Annotated in this window: 17 protein-coding genes; 13 read left to right on the top strand and 4 right to left on the bottom strand. The window is 64.3% G+C overall.

Annotation, left to right across the window (positions count from 1 at the left end; genetic code table 11):
• Positions 1-58: 58 nt before the first annotated feature.
• Positions 59-1,198: a dienelactone hydrolase family protein gene (locus SKZ59_RS20005; protein WP_319992745.1), complete on the bottom strand. Its 1,140-nt coding sequence runs from the start codon at positions 1,196-1,198 to the stop codon at positions 59-61.
• 215 nt (positions 1,199-1,413) lie between these two features.
• Here SKZ59_RS20005 and SKZ59_RS20000 point away from each other — a divergent pair, with 215 nt between their 5' ends.
• Positions 1,414-1,785, top strand: coding sequence for a flagellar basal body protein (locus tag SKZ59_RS20000; protein ID WP_219328306.1), 372 nt, complete (start codon positions 1,414-1,416; stop codon positions 1,783-1,785).
• Between the two features lie 16 nt (positions 1,786-1,801).
• On the opposite strand, the gene SKZ59_RS19995 is transcribed toward SKZ59_RS20000, so the two are convergent.
• A complete protein-coding gene (locus tag SKZ59_RS19995; protein WP_319992744.1) occupies positions 1,802-2,410 on the bottom strand; it encodes a helix-turn-helix domain-containing protein in 609 nt (202 codons plus the stop codon).
• Positions 2,411-2,550: 140 nt separating this feature from the next.
• On the opposite strand from SKZ59_RS19995, the gene SKZ59_RS19990 reads away from it, so the two are divergent.
• From SKZ59_RS19990 to SKZ59_RS19940, 11 genes are all read left to right on the top strand, one after another.
• The gene (locus SKZ59_RS19990; RefSeq protein ID WP_319992743.1) at positions 2,551-3,612 is read left to right on the top strand and encodes a sugar phosphate isomerase/epimerase; all 1,062 of its coding nucleotides are present in this window, start codon (positions 2,551-2,553) and stop codon (positions 3,610-3,612) included.
• Positions 3,613-3,625: 13 nt separating this feature from the next.
• Entirely contained in the window at positions 3,626-4,486 is an 861-nt protein-coding gene (locus SKZ59_RS19985; RefSeq protein WP_319992742.1) for an alpha/beta hydrolase, read from the top strand.
• Positions 4,483-5,412 carry an alpha/beta hydrolase gene (locus SKZ59_RS19980; protein WP_319992741.1) on the top strand — a complete coding sequence of 310 codons (930 nt, stop codon included), beginning with the start codon at positions 4,483-4,485 and terminating at the stop codon, positions 5,410-5,412. The genes SKZ59_RS19985 and SKZ59_RS19980 overlap by 4 nt, the downstream gene beginning before the upstream one ends.
• 284 nt (positions 5,413-5,696) lie before the next feature.
• Positions 5,697-6,521: an IclR family transcriptional regulator gene (locus tag SKZ59_RS19975; RefSeq protein ID WP_035817702.1), complete on the top strand. Its 825-nt coding sequence runs from the start codon at positions 5,697-5,699 to the stop codon at positions 6,519-6,521.
• A gap of 50 nt (positions 6,522-6,571) precedes the next feature.
• Positions 6,572-7,726 carry an acyl-CoA dehydrogenase family protein gene (locus tag SKZ59_RS19970; RefSeq protein ID WP_072454648.1) on the top strand — a complete coding sequence of 385 codons (1,155 nt, stop codon included), beginning with the start codon at positions 6,572-6,574 and terminating at the stop codon, positions 7,724-7,726.
• 11 nt (positions 7,727-7,737) lie between these two features.
• Positions 7,738-9,276, top strand: coding sequence for a class I adenylate-forming enzyme family protein (locus SKZ59_RS19965; RefSeq protein ID WP_319992740.1), 1,539 nt, complete (start codon positions 7,738-7,740; stop codon positions 9,274-9,276).
• 60 nt (positions 9,277-9,336) lie between these two features.
• Positions 9,337-10,503, top strand: a complete 1,167-nt coding sequence (locus SKZ59_RS19960; protein ID WP_072454650.1) for an ABC transporter substrate-binding protein — start codon at positions 9,337-9,339, stop codon at positions 10,501-10,503.
• 108 nt (positions 10,504-10,611) lie between these two features.
• On the top strand, positions 10,612-11,484 hold the full coding sequence (locus SKZ59_RS19955; protein WP_072454651.1) for a branched-chain amino acid ABC transporter permease: 873 nt from the start codon (positions 10,612-10,614) through the stop codon (positions 11,482-11,484).
• Entirely contained in the window at positions 11,481-12,443 is a 963-nt protein-coding gene (locus SKZ59_RS19950) for a branched-chain amino acid ABC transporter permease (RefSeq protein WP_319992739.1), read from the top strand. The genes SKZ59_RS19955 and SKZ59_RS19950 overlap by 4 nt, the downstream gene beginning before the upstream one ends.
• Positions 12,436-13,149: an ABC transporter ATP-binding protein gene (locus tag SKZ59_RS19945; RefSeq protein WP_034757316.1), complete on the top strand. Its 714-nt coding sequence runs from the start codon at positions 12,436-12,438 to the stop codon at positions 13,147-13,149. Before SKZ59_RS19950 ends, SKZ59_RS19945 begins: the two co-directional genes overlap by 8 nt.
• The gene (locus tag SKZ59_RS19940) at positions 13,142-13,843 is read left to right on the top strand and encodes an ABC transporter ATP-binding protein (RefSeq protein ID WP_319992738.1); all 702 of its coding nucleotides are present in this window, start codon (positions 13,142-13,144) and stop codon (positions 13,841-13,843) included. The genes SKZ59_RS19945 and SKZ59_RS19940 overlap by 8 nt, the downstream gene beginning before the upstream one ends.
• Positions 13,844-13,869: 26 nt before the next feature.
• Here SKZ59_RS19940 and SKZ59_RS19935 read toward each other — a convergent pair whose 3' ends face one another.
• Positions 13,870-14,865, bottom strand: a complete 996-nt coding sequence (locus SKZ59_RS19935; protein WP_235194324.1) for an HDOD domain-containing protein — start codon at positions 14,863-14,865, stop codon at positions 13,870-13,872.
• A 150-nt stretch (positions 14,866-15,015) separates the two neighbouring features.
• On the opposite strand from SKZ59_RS19935, the gene SKZ59_RS19930 reads away from it, so the two are divergent.
• Entirely contained in the window at positions 15,016-15,600 is a 585-nt protein-coding gene (locus tag SKZ59_RS19930) for a DinB family protein (RefSeq protein ID WP_034757302.1), read from the top strand.
• A gap of 1 nt (position 15,601) precedes the next feature.
• On the opposite strand, the gene SKZ59_RS19925 is transcribed toward SKZ59_RS19930, so the two are convergent.
• The gene (locus SKZ59_RS19925; protein WP_319992737.1) at positions 15,602-15,994 is read right to left on the bottom strand and encodes a VOC family protein; all 393 of its coding nucleotides are present in this window, start codon (positions 15,992-15,994) and stop codon (positions 15,602-15,604) included.
• Between the last annotated feature and the right edge of the window lie 37 nt (positions 15,995-16,031).

The raw sequence follows: 16,031 nt of genomic DNA, 5'->3' as shown, positions 1-16,031 counted from the left end.
TTTCCCCTAGTATATTCGCCCATCCCCCGTTTCGGCGACAACTATCGTGCGCGGCGGCCTATTGCGCGCCGCCGGCGGCGCTCGCGCTGGCGCCGTCGACGGGCCAGACGACGCTTTCATCGACCGAATACAGCTGGCACGGCAGGCTGCTGCGCCGCTGGCACGAAGCGAGGGCGCGCACGTCGGGGCTTTCGCCCTCCTCGGCCCAAGCCCAGGCACCGCTGGCCGACAGGGCAAAGGCGCGCGGCGCGGTTTTCTCGAGGAAGTCGCGGTAGGCGGCCCGGCCCTGCTCTTCCAGATACGGCACGGCGGCGATATCGTCCTGCGGCGCGAAATGCGTGGCGGGCGGCGACGGCGCATCAGCCACGCGGTAGACCTGGCGCACCGGCATGCCGATTTTCTGCAGGAAGCGCTCGGTCGCAGGCAGCCACACGGCCACCCCATCGCGGCTGCCCAGGGTCAGGTGGGCATCGCGCTTGAACGGGCCATAGGCGACCAGTTGCGCCTGGCCGCCGGAACCCGTGAACGAGCGAAACAGCCGCTGCGCCAGAACCGGCCCGAAGTAGGAATCGTTGGCGCCATACAGCCACAGGCTGGGAATATGGTTATAGGCGCCCAGGGTGGCGAAGGTCTTCGCCAGCGCCCCTTGCCAATCGCAGCCGGGCATGTCGACGCGCAAGCCGCCGGAAAAATTGAGCACGCCGCGCACGCCGGGCACCACCCGGGTGGCCAGCGCCAGCGCCGCCATGCCGCCGTACGACTGGCCCGCGACGACGATGCGCTGCGGGTCGACCCAGCTCTGGCGGCGCGCATACGCGAGCGCGGCCAGCATGTCGCGCGCCTGGCCCTGCGCGTTGCCCAGCATGTCGCAGCCGAAATCGCGGTAGGCGCCCGTGGAACGGGCAAAGCCGGCGCGCATGGGCAGCATCACCGCATAGCCGCGGCGCACGAATTCGGTGGCCATATAGATAAAGCGCTCGCGCTGCTGCAGCCGGGCCGGGCCGGCCTGCTTGCCGTGATTCATCAGCAGCAGGGGGAACGGGCCGGGGCCGGCGGGACGAAACACCGTCGTCTCCAGCACCTCGCGCAAACCGTCGCCGGCCGGCACCATGATGACTTGCTCGTTCAGGCGTGCGTCGAGCGGCAACGGCGAAGGGACAAGCTGGGCTTTCAGTGGCAGACAAGGCAGGCTGAGCAACAAACCCAGCAAAATGGGGCGAAACAGGTGAAAAATGGCGGACTCCGTGGATGACTTCCCTGCCAGTCTAGACAGTGAAATGCCACAGAACAATATAAAAAAATTACGTGACGCACATATTTTTTACGGCAACCACCTGGGGAAAAATTGTTGCCTTGCACCAACCACTTTTCCTGTTGACGGGAGTACACTGGGCGCACACTGAAGGAGTTGCCATGTCCATATCCGCCCTTACCACCGGTACCTCGGGGCTGACCGCCAACCAGCGCGCGCTGGATGTGGCCGCCAACAATATCGCCAATGCGAATACGCCGGGTTTCCAGCCGCAAAAGGCCGAATTCCAGGAAAGCAGCCCGGCCGGCACGGGCGTCAGCCTGTCCATCGAAGGGCGCAAGCTGGCCGCCAGCGAAAGCGTCAGCGGCGCCAATGCGAATGCGGCCAAGGCGGCCGAAAGCCGGCCAAACGGCGTGGGCCTCGCGTCCGAACTGACGGATAACCTCGTCTACAAGGCCGGTTTTAATTTATCGGCGAATGTCGTCAAGGCAGCCGACCAGGCCTTGGGCAGCCTGATCGACGTCAAGACTTGAACCTGAAGGCTATCGATTAGGTAGCCTGGTTTTTCATTTCCAGCACCAAAGGCGCCATCGCCGGCCGTATCAGCGCCAGCAGCCGCTCGGCGGAAATACCGTCGCGCGCCTGCACCGACAAGCCATGCAGCAGCGCCGCATAATAGTCGCCCAGCGCCTGCACGTCCGCTTCGCCTTTCAATTCTCCCGCCAATTGCGCCGCGCGCAGGCGCTCGATGACGGCTTGCGTGCGCGCGCGGCGGTGCTGCGCCAGCCAGTCGGCGATGCCCGCGTTTTCCGCGCTCGTGTTGGTGGCGGCCGTGACCACCATGCAGCCTTGCGGCTGGCCGCTGCGCGTGTACAGCAGCACGGCTTCTTCCAGCATGCGCGCCACCGCGTCGCGCACATTCAGGCTGGCGGCCAGCGCGTGCACGGCAAACGCGCCCTCACCCGTTTCATACAGTTCCACGGCTTCGCGGAACAGCTGCTCCTTCGAGCCGAAGGCCGCGTAGATGCGCGCCGAGGCGATGCCCAGCGCCGCCACCAGGTCGGCCATCGACACGCCCTCGTAGCCGCGCATCCAGAACGCATCGCGCGCTTTTGCCAGCGCCAGCGCGCGGTCGAATTCCCTCGGTCTTCCTGCCATTTCTATCCTCTGCTTGCGAACTGGCGGCCAGTATAACGCCTGGCGCCGACGGTGCGTTCGCCAATTATTTTGCATGGCCGCCTTGACCGCGCAAAAGATTTCGCCTATTCTTTGTCGATCGACAAACAATAGGAGCCGATATGAAAACCATTCAAGGACCGAGCCTGCACCTGGCACAATTCGCCGCCGACACGGCGCCCTTCAACACCCTGCCCGCCATCGCCGAGTGGGCGGCCGGCATGGGCTTCAAGGCCCTGCAGATTCCCGCCTGGGATGCGCGCCTGTTCGACGTGGCGCAGGCCGCACACAGCCAGCAATACTGCGACGATCTGGTCGCCATGCTGGCCGGCCATGGCCTCGTCATCAGCGAACTGACGACGCACATCTTCGGCCAGCTGGTGGCCGTGCATCCGGCCTATGACGCGCTGTGCGACAGCTTCGCGCCGGCACACCTGCATGGCCAGCCGGCAGCGCGCACGGCGTGGGCCATCGAGCAAGTCAAGCTGGCGGCCATGGCCTCGAAACGCCTGGGCCTCACGGACATGGGCACGTTTTCCGGCTCGTTCGCCTGGCCCTACCTGTTCCCGTTCCCGCAGCGCCCGCCCGGCCTGATCGAAACAGCCTTCGATGAACTGGCGCGCCGCTGGCTGCCCATCCTCGACGTGTGCGAGGAACAGGGCGTCAACCTGTGCTACGAAATCCACCCGAGCGAAGACCTGCATGACGGCATCAGCTTCGAGATGTTCTACGAGCGCGTGGGACGCCACCCGCGCTGCAAGATGCTGTTCGACCCCAGCCACTTCGTGCTGCAGCAGCTGAACTACCTGGAATTCATCGACATCTACAAGGATCACATCCGCATGTTCCATGTGAAGGATGCGGAGTTCAATCCGACGGGTCGGCAAGGCATCTACGGCGGCTACCAGTCGTGGGAAAACCGCGCCGGGCGTTTCCGCTCGCTGGGCGATGGCCAGGTCGACTTCAAGGCGATCTTCTCGAAGATGGCGCAAAACGACTACGCGGGCTGGGCCACGCTGGAATGGGAGTGCTGCCTGAAGGACCAGGAGGTGGGCGCGCGCGAAGGCGTGGCCTTCATCAATGCCCACATCATTCCCGTCACCGACAAGATCTTCGACGACTTCGCCGGCGCCCCCGTCAGCGCGCAACAGATCAATACCCTGCTGGGCATCCGGCACAACTAATCAAGGAAACCCTATGAACGACTTCATTCACGACTACGTCCGCATCGACGGCCAGCGCCTCCATTGCGTCATCGCGGGTACCGGCAACGGCAAACCCGTGCTGCTGATCCCCGGCTGGCCGCAGACCTGGTATGCGTGGCGCCACGTGATGGCGGCGCTGGCAGCGAATGGCTACCAGGCCATCGCCATCGATCCGCCGGGCAGCGGTTACTCCGATCGCCCGGCCGGCGGCTATGACACGGGCGCCGTGGCGACCACCCTGCACCGCGCCATGCTGGCCCTGGGCCATGCGCAGTACGACGTCGTCGGCCACGACATCGGCATGTGGGTCGGCTATGCGCTGGCCAGCGATTTCCCGCAAGCCGTGACGAAACTGGCGCTGACGGAAGCCGTCATTCCCGGCCTGGCGCCCGCGCCGCCGATTTTTGTCGCGCCGTCCGACAATATCTTCCTGTGGCACTTCATGTTCAACCAGGTGCTGGATTTGCCGGAGATGCTCACTGCGGGCAAGGAGCGCGAGTACCTCCGCTTCATTTTCGACCGCTGGTCGTACCGCCGCGACAAGGTGGCCGTCGACGTGTATGCGGATGCCTACGCCACGCCAGGCGCCCTGCGCGCCGGTTTCGCCTACTACCGCGCCATTCCCGAAACCATCAAGCAAAACCTCGAGCGGGCCAAGCGCAGCCTGGCCATGCCCGTACTGGCCATCGGCGCCGACCATGCGACGAATGACGCGCCCCTGCTGACCATGCAGGGCAAGGCGGACAATCTGCAAGGCGCCATCGTCGCAGAATGCGGCCACTTCATCATGGAAGAACAGCCGGACGCGTTCATCGCCCACCTGCTGCCCTTCCTGGCCGGAGAGCTGGCGTGAGCCTCGATCCGCTGATCGCCGCCTGGCTGGAGGAAACAAAGGATACGCCGCCGCCCGCCTCGCTGGCAGCGCTGCGGGCGGCCACGGAAACGGGACTGCGCCAGCTGCACGGGCCATTGGAAGACGTCACGGCCATCAAGGATTACGTGCTGCCCGGCGAGCCTGCGCTCACCGTGCGCGCCTATGTGCCGGCCGGTGCGGACACGGGCCAGCCCTTGCCGGCCATCGTCTTTGCGCATGGGGGAGGATGGTGTCTGTGCTCGCTGGACCTGTACGACAACCCGTGCCGCGCGCTGGCCAACGCCACCGGCTGCGTGATTTTTTCAGTCAACTACCGGCTGGCGCCCGAGCACAAGTTTCCCGTGCCGCTCGACGATTTTTACCGAGCCTTGTGCTGGGTCGCCGAGCATGCGGCGGCGCTGGGCATCGATGCGAAACGGCTGGCCGTGGGAGGCGACAGCGCGGGCGGCAACCTGGCCGCGGCGGCGGCGCTAATGGCGCGCGATCAGGCAGGTCCCGCGCTGGCGCACCAGTTGCTGCTGTACCCGGCCCTCGATTTCGCCTTCGACACAGCTTCGTATCAGCGCCATGCGGAAGGCTTTTCGCTGACGCGGGAAGCCATGCGTTTTTGCTGGTCGGCCTACCTGAACGAACCGGCCGACGGCGCGCATCCGTACGCGGCGCCGCTGCAGGCAGCTTCGCTCAAGGACTTGCCGCCGGCGACCGTGCTCGTGTGCGAGTACGACCCGCTGCATGACGAAGGTGTGGCGTATGCGCGGCGGCTGCGCGACGATGGCGTGGCGGCCGAATGCGTGCAGCTCGACGGCATGATCCATGCGGCTATGCACATGCCGGGATTGACGCCAGCGGCGCGGGGATTGTTCGACGTGGCTGGCCAGGCGATGCGAACAGCGCTGGGAGTGTAAGAAAAATCCGCCGCCGGGAATGGCTCCACGGCGGCGGCCTGCTAGGCCGGCATCACGGCGTCTCCAATAGCCAGGGTGTTCTCTTCCGACATATATCGTCTTGTTTGGCGATGCTCAGGCGACAAGCGCCGAACGCTTGCGTACGTCAATTTTTCAGACATTTCTCCCGCACCGTTCATGCACCGCACCATTTCGCTGTGCGAACGAATGTTTCACAAAACGGTTGACATGCACAATTTGGCTAGGCAAACTGGTTTCCAGGGAGCCTGAAAATGAATGCAAATATGACCAATATTCAGACCGCAGCAGATCCGGAACTCATCGTCTTCGGCGATGACGAGGAAGGCAAGGACCGCCAGTTCGTCAACGCGCTGGCGCGTGGGCTGGAAGTGCTCCGTTGCTTTCGCCCCGGCGAAGTCTATCTGTCGAACGCGGACATGGCCAAGCGCACGGGCATCCCGAAACCGACCATTTCGCGCCTGACCTACACCCTCACCAAACTCGGTTACCTCAATTATTCGGACAGCCTGGGCAAGTACCAGCTGGGCGCCGGCGTGCTGGCCCTCGGCTACCGCATGCTGTCGAATCTCGACGTACGCAAGATGGCGCGCCCGCTGATGGAGGAACTGGCGGAACACGCGCAGGCGTCAGTCTCGCTGGGCACACGCGACCGTCTCAGCATGGTCTACGTGGAAACCTGCCGCAGCAGCGCCAACGTCACCCTGCGCCTCGACGTCGGCTCGCGCATTCCGCTGATGACGACGGCCATGGGCAAGGCCCTGCTGTGCATCCTGCCGCAGGCCGAGCGCGACTACCTGATGGACCACGCCAGGGTGCACGAGACGGAACGCTGGCCCCGTATCAAGGCCGGCATCGAACAAGGCTTCAAGGATTACCAGGACCGGGGTTTTTGCATCTCGGCCGGCGAGTGGCAGAACGACGTGCATGCCGTGGGCGTGCCCATGCTGGGCGCCGATGGCGAACAGGTGATGGCCTTCAATTGCGGCGGCCCCGCCTTTTTGCTGTCGCGTGAAAAACTCGAATCGGACCTGGGACCGCGCCTGGTGGCCCTCGTCAAGACAGTGGAAAAAAACCTGGGCCGCGGTTAGACTGCGCGCCCCTCTCAACGACAGCTCAAATCTAAGCGCCGAGGAAACCGATGATACGCGACGAAGAAACCCTGAACATCCTGCTCGACAGCATCGCCCGTTTCGTGCGCGAAGTGCTGGTGCCAAACGAGGCGCTGGTGGCTGAAACGGATACGATACCGCCCGCCATCGTGGCGCAGATGCGCGAACTGGGCCTGTTCGGCCTGTCGATTCCGGAAGCGTACGGCGGCCTGGAACTGAGCATGGAAGAGGAAGTGCGCGTCGCTTTCGAGATCGCCCGTACCTCGCCCGCCTTCCGCTCGCTGATCGGCACCAACAACGGCATCGGCTCCCAAGGCATCGTCATCGACGGCACGGAAGCGCAGAAACAATACTATCTGCCCAAGCTGGCGGCCGGCGACATCATCGGCTCGTTCGCCCTGACGGAAGCGGGATCGGGGTCCGATGCGGCCTCGCTGCGCACGACGGCCGTGCGCGACGGCGACTTCTATATCCTCAACGGCAGCAAGCGCTATATCACCAACGCGCCCGAAGCGAGCATCTTCACGGTGATGGCCCGCACGGACCCCGTCAAGCGCGGGGCCTCGGCCATTTCCGCCTTCATCGTGGAAAAGGATACGCCGGGCCTTTCCTTGGGCAAGATCGACAAGAAGATGGGCCAGCAAGGCGCGCACACCTGCGACGTCATCTTCGAGAATTGCCGTGTGCCGGCCGCAAACCTCATCGGCGGCAAGGAAGGCGTGGGTTTTAAAACAGCCATGAAAGTGCTCGACAAGGGACGGCTGCACATCGCCGCCGTCTGCGTGGGCGCGGCCGAACGCATGCTGGCCGATGCCCTCGCCTACGCCATGGAGCGCCAGCAGTTCGGCCAGCCCATCGCGGAATTCCAACTGATCCAGGCCATGCTGGCCGACAGCAAGGCCGAGATTTATGCGGCGCGCAGCATGGTGCTCGACGCGGCGCGCCGGCGCGACAACAAGGAAGACATCTCGACGGAGGCGTCGTGCTGCAAGCTGTTCGCCTCCGAAATGTGCGGCCGCGTGGCCGACCGCTCCGTGCAGATCCACGGCGGCGCCGGCTACATCAGCGAATATGCGGCCGAACGCTTCTACCGCGACGTGCGCCTGTTCCGCATCTACGAAGGCACGACGCAGATCCAGCAAATCGTCATCGCCCGCAACATGATCAAGGCAGCGCAAAAGTGAAGGCGGCCGCGATGGACATCCCTGCCCTGCTGGCCGGCTTGCCGGCGCGCCTGTCGGCCATCCCCGCCTACTGGGCCGCGCGCGCGCCCGATGCGCCGGCACTGCATGAAGGTGGCCGCCACTGGACTTACGCGCAGCTGCAGCACTGTGTCGAACATGCGGCGTTGCTGCTGCGCCAGCTGGACGTGCGCGCCGGTGACCGCTTGATGGTGGTAGGCGAAAATGGCGCACTGCAGGTGGCGCTGATCTTCGCGGCCGCCAGCATCGATGCGTGGATCGTCAACGTCAATGCCCGCCTGTCGGCGCGCGAAATCGACACCATCGCCACGCACAGTTCCGCACGGCGCGTGCTGTTCCTGGCCGGCGCCTCGCCGGAAGCGGCCGCCCATGCGGCGCGGCGTGGCGCCGGCCCCGTCACCGTCGATGGCATGGGCGAGCTGCTGGCGGGCGGTTTGAACGAGACGGCCATCGCGGAAGACACGGTTCCCGGCAACGAACAGGGGGCCGCGCTGATCTACACGACGGGCACGACAGGGCAGTCGAAAGGCGTGATGCTCACGCACCGCAACCTGCTGTTCATCGCCGCCGTCTCCAGCAACTTGCGGGGCTTGACGCGCACGGACCGCGCCTACGGCGTGCTGCCGATTTCGCACGTGTACGGCCTGGCCTCGGTGGCACTGGGCACGCTGTATGCGGGCGCCGCCTTATATCTGGTGCCGCGCTTTTCCGTCGATGGTTTGCTGGCCGCGCTGAAAGACGATGAATTGACCATCGTGCAGGGCGTGCCCGCCATGTACGCCAAACTGCTGCAAACCCTGGGCGGCGCCGATACGCCGCTGCCGACGCGGTTGCGCTTTGCGTATGCGGGCGGCTCGCCGCTGGCGCCATCGCTCAAGCACGAGGTAGAAAAGCTGCTGGGCACCGCGCTGCACAATGGCTACGGCATGACGGAAAGCGCGCCCACCATCAGCCAGACGCGCCTGGAAACGCCACGCCGCGACGATTCCGTCGGCATGCCGATCCCCGGCGTGGAAGTGCGCGTGGTGGACGTGGCCGGCCTTGACGTGACGCCGGGCGAGCCGGGAGAACTGTGGATACGCGGGCCGAACATCATGGCCGGCTATTACCGCGAGCCGGCCATGACGGCGGCCACCATGCGCGACGGCGGTTGGCTGAACACGGGCGACATGGCGCGCCAGGATCCCGACGGCGCGCTGTTTATCGTGGGACGCACCAAGGAATTGATCATCCGCTCCGGCTTCAATGTGTATCCGCTGGAAGTGGAAACGGCCCTGAACGCCCACGCTTCCGTGGTGCAGTCGGCCGTGGTGGGACGCACCCTCGCCGATGGCAACGAGGACGTCATCGCCTACGTGGAACTCGACCCGCGCCAGCCCGCCAGCGTGGCACAATTGCAGGCCTGGCTGGCGCAGACCCTGTCGCCATACAAGTGCCCGTCCGCCATCATCGTCATGGAAGCGCTGCCGGCCGCCGCCACGGGCAAGATTTTAAAGGGGCAGCTGCGGCAAATGGCGCAGAATACCCTGTGAATTAACCCTGCTGTACCAGACCCGACAATAAAACCAAGCCACATCACCGGAGGAGACACGATGAAACGCACCTACACACGCATCGCCATGGCAGCGCTGGTTGCCAGCGCCTGGATGGCAAACGCCAGCGCCGACGAATTCCTGGTCGGCGCGGAAATCCCGTTGACGGGCAACCTGGCGCGCGTCGGCGCCGGCATGCAGGAAGGGATCATGGTCGCGGCCGAGGTATTCAACAAGACCAACGGCAAGCACACGATCAAGATCATCACCGTCGACGACGAATCGGCGCCCGCCAAGGCCATCGCCGCCGTGGAAAAGCTGGCCAGCCAGGGCGTGGTGGCGATCACGGGCGGCTATGGCTCGAACAATATCTCGCCCGCCTCGGACACGGCGAATAAACTGGGCCTCGTCTACATCACTTCGGGAGGCGTGGACGACAGCCTGGTGACCAGCGGGCGCAAGAATTTTTTCCGCATTAATAATACAGCCGGCTACGAAAAAGCCATGCTGGGATTGCTGCAGGACGTGGGCGCCAAGTCCGTCTCCATCGTGTATTCGACCAAGGACGCCACCACGGGCCTGGCGAAAGACGTGGAAAAAGCCCTGGCCGCCAAGGGCGTGAAAGTGACGACGCACTCGTTCGACCCGGCCATTACCGACTTCAAGCCCATCATCAACAAGATCAAGCTACAGGACAAATCGGAAGTCGTGGCCATGGTCGGCTACGAAAACGATTACGTGGGCATCATCCGCGCCGCGCGCGTGCTGAAACCGAAGATCAAGGCCATGGTCGGCGTGTGGTCGCTGGCCACGCCGAAGATGGCGGCCGACTTCCCCGACCTGATGCCGAACGTGTTCGGCACGGCACTGCTGCCCTTCCCCACGGAATTCAAGACAGCCGACGGCAAGGCCTTCAGCGACGCCTACAAGCAGCTGTACAAGAAGGAGCCGGACTACCTGGGCCAGTTCGGCTATGTGCAATCGATGCTGCTGTTCGAAGCGATCGCGCGCGCGGCCGACAAAGGCACCATCAAGAAAGGCGGTGTGGCCGAGGAAATGCGCAAGACGGACCGCGAAACCCTGATCGGCCGCGTACAGTTTGCCGCCAATGGCGACAACCAGAACTTCGTGCACCGCATGGCGCAGCACCAAGACAAGAAAGTGGTCATCGTCTGGCCGAAGGAACACGCGACGGGCAAGCTGGCCTATCCAGCCCTGCCCTGGTAAACGGCAGCCTCCCGCTGCACACGCGCGCGCCCGCACGGACGCGCACCGATGAACGGCCACCCTGGCGCATCTTCGCGATGCGCCAAAGTGGCCTGACGGGATGACGACATGACAGAATTAATCTTGCAAGCCCTGTATTCGGGCTTGCTGCAGGGCGGCTCCTACGCCCTGATCGCACTGGGACTGGCGCTGGTCTTCGGCACCATGAAAGTGATCAACCTGGCGCACGGCGAACTGGTGCTGCTGGCCGCCTACATCGCCTACAGCGTGGAATCCGGGCTTGGACTCGGCCCCATGTTCGCCATTCCCATCGCGCTGGTGATCGTCAGCCTCACGTCCGTCGGCGTGTACCTGATCGTCAGCCGCATCAAGAAAGACCGCGAAATCAATTCGCTGATCCTCACCTACGGCATCGGCGTGATCCTCACCAATTTCATCCTGCTCGTATGGAAGGCGGACATCCGCTCGACGTCGTCGACCTGGCTGCAGGAAGGTTTTGAAATCGGTCCGTTTTTCAGCATGCGCAGCGAAGTGATTTTCTTTGGCGTCAGCCTGGTGCTGATGGCGGCCCTGTGGCGCTGGCTGTCGACCAGCTGGTATGGCCGCGCCGTGCGCGCCGTCTCCAGCAACCGCGACGCGGCCAAGCTGATGGGCATCGACCCGGGCCGCACGGAACTCGTGTCCTTTCTGGTCGCCGGCATCCTGGCCGCCTTCGCCGGCGTCGCCCTGTTCAGCTATGGCGTGATCCAGCCTGCCTACGGCGGCGCCCTGACGGTGAAAGCCTTCATCATCACGGTATTGGCCGGCATCGGCTCGATCCCCGGCGTGCTGCTGGCCGCCGTGCTGCTGGGCGTGGCCGAAGCGCTGACCGTCACCCTGGCCAGCTCCGCGCTGCAGGAATTGTCGGGCATGGTGCTGTTCCTGCTGGTGCTGTTCATCATGCCGAACGGCTTGTTCGGCGCACAACGGAGGCGCGGATGAAGCGCTCGACTTTGATTTCCACGGCGGGCCTGCTGCTGGCCGCCTATATTGCCGTGCCGCTGGCCCTGGGCACCAACCAGTACGTGATGAGCATGGTGGTGGCGGCCCTGATCATCGGCGGCGTGGCCATGTCCTGGGCCCTGCTCGGTAACTTGGGCGGCATGGTCAGCTTCGGCCATGCGGCCTTCTTCGGCGTGGGCGCGTATGTCTCCGCGCTGGCCACCGTGAAACTGGGCTTGCCCGTGTTTGCCGCCATGCTGCTGGGCGGCGCGGGGGCGGCCATCGCCGCCATCATCATGCTGCCCGTGCTGCGCTTGCGCGGGCCGTATTTTGCGCTGGCCATCCTCGCCTACGCCCACATCTTCCGCATCCTGGCCACAGAATGGAGTTCGGTGACGGGCGGTGCCGGCGGCATCAACAATATTCCCGCCTTGCCCACCGTCTTCGGCTTCGATCTGGCCAGCAAGACGGGCGCCTACCTGGTCGTGCTGACCCTGGTGGTGGCGTGCGCGTTTGCCTACAGCCGCATCCGCGCCAGCCACTACGGCATCGCCCTGCGCGCCATGCACGACAGCGAAGACGCCACGCGCGTCGTCGGCGTCAACAGCACCTTGCTGAAAGGCGCGATGCTGCTCGTGTCGGCATTCATGGCTGGCCTGTTCGGCGCCTTCAACGCCCATTACATCAACTTCCTGGAACCGGACTACGCCTTCAACAGCCTGTGGGTGACCTTGCCGATCGTGGCGGCCATCTTCGGCGGCTACCGCACGATACTCGGCCCCGTGCTGGGCGCCGTGGTGGTCTACCTGGTCGACCAGCTCATTTTCAAGTCGCTGATCCCCACGGGCCACCAGCTGGTGCTGGGCGTGCTGCTGGTGGCGATGATCGTCTTCAGTCCGAACGGCTTGCTGCCGCTGCTACGCAAAATGTTCAAAGCAAAGGAGAAAGCACATGCTTGAACTCGATAATGTGTCCGTGCGCTTTGGCGGCCTGACGGCCGTCGATTCCGTCACGTTGAAAGTGGCCAGCCATGACGTGATCGGCCTGGTGGGCGCGAATGGCGCCGGCAAGACCACCCTGTTCAATGCGATCTCGGGCCTCGTGCGCCCCACCAGCGGCAGCATCCGCTTCGAAGGACGCGACATCATGGCCACGCCCATGTACCAGCGCGCGCGCCTGGGACTGGGGCGTACCTTTCAGATCCCCCAACCGATGCATGAATTGACGGTGCGCGAAAACCTCGTCGTGGCGCAGCGCTTCGGCACGGGCAAGGTCGACATGCGCAAGATCGATGAAATCCTCGATTTCACCAGCCTGCTTGACAAGGCCGGGCGCGACGCGGCCAGCGAACTGGCGCTGACGGAATTGAAAGCGCTGGAAGTGGCCAAAGCGCTGGCGACGAACCCGAAACTGCTGCTGCTCGACGAAGTGCTGGCGGGCCTGGAAACAAACGGCAAACGCCGCTTCATGGGCATGCTGAAGGACTTGCACGCCGCCTTTGGCGTGGGCATCGTCATGATCGAACACGATATCGAAACCATCAGCAATCTGTGCCAGCGCGTGGCCGTGCTCAATTTTGGCCAGCTGATCGCCGACGGCACGCCCGACGCCGTCTTCCGCGACCCGGCCGTCATCGAAAGCTATACGGGGGCAGCCCATGCTTAAAATTGAAAACCTGCGCGCCGGCTATGGCGCCATCAATGTGCTGTGGGATGTGTCGCTGGCTATCCAGAAGGGCAAGCTGACCACCATCATCGGCCCGAACGGGGCCGGCAAGACGACCCTGCTGCGCGCCATCATGGGCTTGCTGCCCGTTGACGCGGGCAGCATCGCGCTCGACGGCACGCCCATCAACGGCACGCCGACGTGGAAAATGAGCGACGCGAGAGTGACGATGATACCCGAGGGGCGCATGACGTTCCGCGACATGAGCGTGGAAGAAAACCTGATCATGGGCGCATTTCCGAAGGAGCACCGCAGCCACATGCCGGCGCGCCTGGCCGAAGCCTACGCCATGTTCCCGCGCCTGCACGAACGGCGCAAGCAGCTGGCCGGATCGCTCTCCGGCGGCGAGGCGCAGATGCTGGCGATGGCGCGGGGCCTGATGTCGGATCCGTCGCTCCTGATCATCGACGAGCCGTCGCTGGGCCTGGCGCCGCTGGTGGTCAACGAGCTGTTCGAGATTCTCGCGCGCCTGAACGACGGCAAGCGCACCATCATCCTCGTGGAACAGAACACGGCGCGCGCCGTGGGCGTGGCCGATCACGTCTACCTGATGCAAAGCGGTAAAGTGGCGCTGTCGCAGGCGGCGCTTGACGTCGACCTCGAGCACCTGCACGAACTGTATTTTGCGCGCTGAGCGATATCAGCCGCACGCGGTTGCCATCAGTCCTCGTCGTCGGCCAGCTTGCCAAACGCCAGCAGGGCGTTCTTGTCGAGTCCGCTCGTCACGAAAGGATCGTCGGCGGGGAAGCGGCCCGTATCGGCCAGCATGCGCAGCTTGCTCAAGCGCTCACCCAGCGCCAGCGCTTGCGCCTGCGGATCGGCATCGGCCTGCCCCACCTGCCCGATCGCGCGGGTCACGGACTGGGGAAACTCCCACAATTCGGCGATCCGCACCGACAAGATGCGCGCTTGCGCAAACACCTGGGCAATGAAGGCGTCCGATTGCGGGAAGACATCGGGCGCATGCATCTGGTCGATCAGCCGGAACGCCACCACCAGGCCGACGTTGGCCATCAGTCCCGCGAGATAGGCGTCGAAGGCGTTGGCATGCATGGCCGGCGCGACGAGGCTGGCCGCCAGCGCACATTTCTCGGACTGGCGCCAGATCAGCGGCGCCGTGCGCACGGTCAGCCCGCCGCTTTGCATGCTGACGATGGGGCGGAAGGCAACACGGGCGAGCAGCATGCGCATGCCGTTTTGCCCGAGCAGCATGATGGCGCCTTCCATATTGTTGATCGACGGGCTGGCGTTATAGCGCGACTGATAGCAGGGCCGGTTCGCTTCGCGGTAGACCTCGGCGACCAGCAGCACGTCCTGGGCCAGCTGGGCCGACAGCTTGGCCGCGCTCATGTTTTCATCTTGCAAGGTACGCATCAACTGCGGAATGATGGCTGGAATGCGCGGTACCAGCGCAGCGCCAGCGATCGGTTCACGGACCAGGCGCGCCAGCTCGTCCAGAATCTGCTGTTCAGTCTGCTCCGGAGCCTGCGCCGCACTCGCGGCCGCCAGCCAGCGGTAGTACATGGCATCGATTTCAGTGATGGTGGCTGGCTGCCGTGCCGCTTCGGCAGCCGCCGCTGCCGAGACTGCCGCAGGCTTGTTTTTTTCGTCGCCGCCGTTCAGTAATTTTCCTATCCAGCCCATTTTGCTATCCAAGCCCTATCTGCATCACTATCGCGCAATCCGCCCCACGATTTTACTTGATGATGGCAGCGCTGGTGCGGCTGGCGTGAGCGCTTTGTCCATCTGCCGCAACATGCTAAAGTGGCATTGCAAAACCCTGCCCTGCCCGACAAGCGATCCATCATGAACAATCCACTTGCGCACTACCTCACCAGCCAGGCGTACAACAACGGCTGGGCCAACCACCGCCTGCTGAAGGCGTGCGGCCAGCTGACGCAGGCCGAATTCCAGGCCACGCGCGTCAGCTTTTTTCCCACCATCCAGTTCACCTTGAACCACATCCTCACATGCGACTGGTTTTATCTCGACGCGCTCGAACGCGAGCTGCGCGGCGAAGCGCCGCATGCCGACTGCTACGTCTTCTTTGAACAGGATGAACCGTTCAGCGATTGCGCGGCCCTGCATGCGGCACAGCGCGCATCGGACCTGCGCCTGATCGCCCATTGCCGCAGCCTGTGCGATGCGGACCTGGCGCGGCCCGTGACGATATTGCGCGACACGCCGCAAATCGACACGCGCCAGCGCCTGCTGGCACACCTGTTCCAGCACCAGATCCACCACCGGGGGCAAGTGCACGCCATGCTGGCCGGCACGCGCATCGCGCCGCCCCAGCTCGACGAATTCTATTGCGCCGGGGAAGCGAATGAGCGGGCGCAGGATTTCCTGGAACTGGGCTGGACGGAAGACGACGTCTGGGGCCAGCGCTGAATCATTCTTCGGCGTGGCAGCAGACGCACAGCTTGTTGCCGTCGAGGTCGCGGAAGTAGGCGCCATAGTAATGGGCGTGGTAATGCGGGCGCAAACCGGGCGGCCCTTCGCACACGGCGCCCAGCGCCAGCACGGCCTGGTAGCAGCGGTCCACCTGCGCGCGGCTGGCCGCCAGCAAGGCCGTCATCTGGCCATTACCGGGCGCGGCCGGCAAGCCGTCATGCGGTGCCGTCAGCACGAACAGGGGCCGCGGCGCCTGCTGCGCCATCCAGCCCGCCCAGGGCTTGGCCGTATCATGAAATTTTTCGATCAGACCGAGTTCTCCCAGCAGCGCCGCATAGAAAGCGTAGGCGCGGGGAAAATCGTTGGTGCCAAGGCAGATATGGGACAGCATGCTGCTCCTTCATGAGTTCAAACGGGTGAGCGGCGAA

The organism is Janthinobacterium sp. GMG2, from assembly GCF_033949445.1.
Classification (GTDB): Bacteria; Pseudomonadota; Gammaproteobacteria; order Burkholderiales; family Burkholderiaceae_D; genus Janthinobacterium; species Janthinobacterium aestuarii.
This window is presented reverse-complemented; position numbering and strand designations above follow the sequence as displayed.

Excerpts from the sequence above, each read along its gene's own strand:
- SKZ59_RS19940 (WP_319992738.1), top strand. The coding sequence starts at position 13,142 with ATGCTTAAAATTGAAAACCTGCGCGCCGGCTATGGCGCCATCAATGTG.
- SKZ59_RS19930 (WP_034757302.1), top strand. The coding sequence starts at position 15,016 with ATGAACAATCCACTTGCGCACTACCTCACCAGCCAGGCGTACAACAAC.
- SKZ59_RS19995 (WP_319992744.1), bottom strand. The coding sequence starts at position 2,410 with ATGGCAGGAAGACCGAGGGAATTCGACCGCGCGCTGGCGCTGGCAAAA.
- SKZ59_RS19975 (WP_035817702.1), top strand. The coding sequence starts at position 5,697 with ATGACCAATATTCAGACCGCAGCAGATCCGGAACTCATCGTCTTCGGC.
- SKZ59_RS20000 (WP_219328306.1), top strand. The coding sequence starts at position 1,414 with ATGTCCATATCCGCCCTTACCACCGGTACCTCGGGGCTGACCGCCAAC.
- SKZ59_RS19945 (WP_034757316.1), top strand. The coding sequence starts at position 12,436 with ATGCTTGAACTCGATAATGTGTCCGTGCGCTTTGGCGGCCTGACGGCC.
- SKZ59_RS19955 (WP_072454651.1), top strand. The coding sequence starts at position 10,612 with ATGACAGAATTAATCTTGCAAGCCCTGTATTCGGGCTTGCTGCAGGGC.
- SKZ59_RS19985 (WP_319992742.1), top strand. The coding sequence starts at position 3,626 with ATGAACGACTTCATTCACGACTACGTCCGCATCGACGGCCAGCGCCTC.
- SKZ59_RS19925 (WP_319992737.1), bottom strand. The coding sequence starts at position 15,994 with ATGCTGTCCCATATCTGCCTTGGCACCAACGATTTTCCCCGCGCCTAC.
- SKZ59_RS19965 (WP_319992740.1), top strand. The coding sequence starts at position 7,738 with ATGGACATCCCTGCCCTGCTGGCCGGCTTGCCGGCGCGCCTGTCGGCC.
- SKZ59_RS19960 (WP_072454650.1), top strand. The coding sequence starts at position 9,337 with ATGAAACGCACCTACACACGCATCGCCATGGCAGCGCTGGTTGCCAGC.
- SKZ59_RS19990 (WP_319992743.1), top strand. The coding sequence starts at position 2,551 with ATGAAAACCATTCAAGGACCGAGCCTGCACCTGGCACAATTCGCCGCC.
- SKZ59_RS19950 (WP_319992739.1), top strand. The coding sequence starts at position 11,481 with ATGAAGCGCTCGACTTTGATTTCCACGGCGGGCCTGCTGCTGGCCGCC.
- SKZ59_RS19970 (WP_072454648.1), top strand. The coding sequence starts at position 6,572 with ATGATACGCGACGAAGAAACCCTGAACATCCTGCTCGACAGCATCGCC.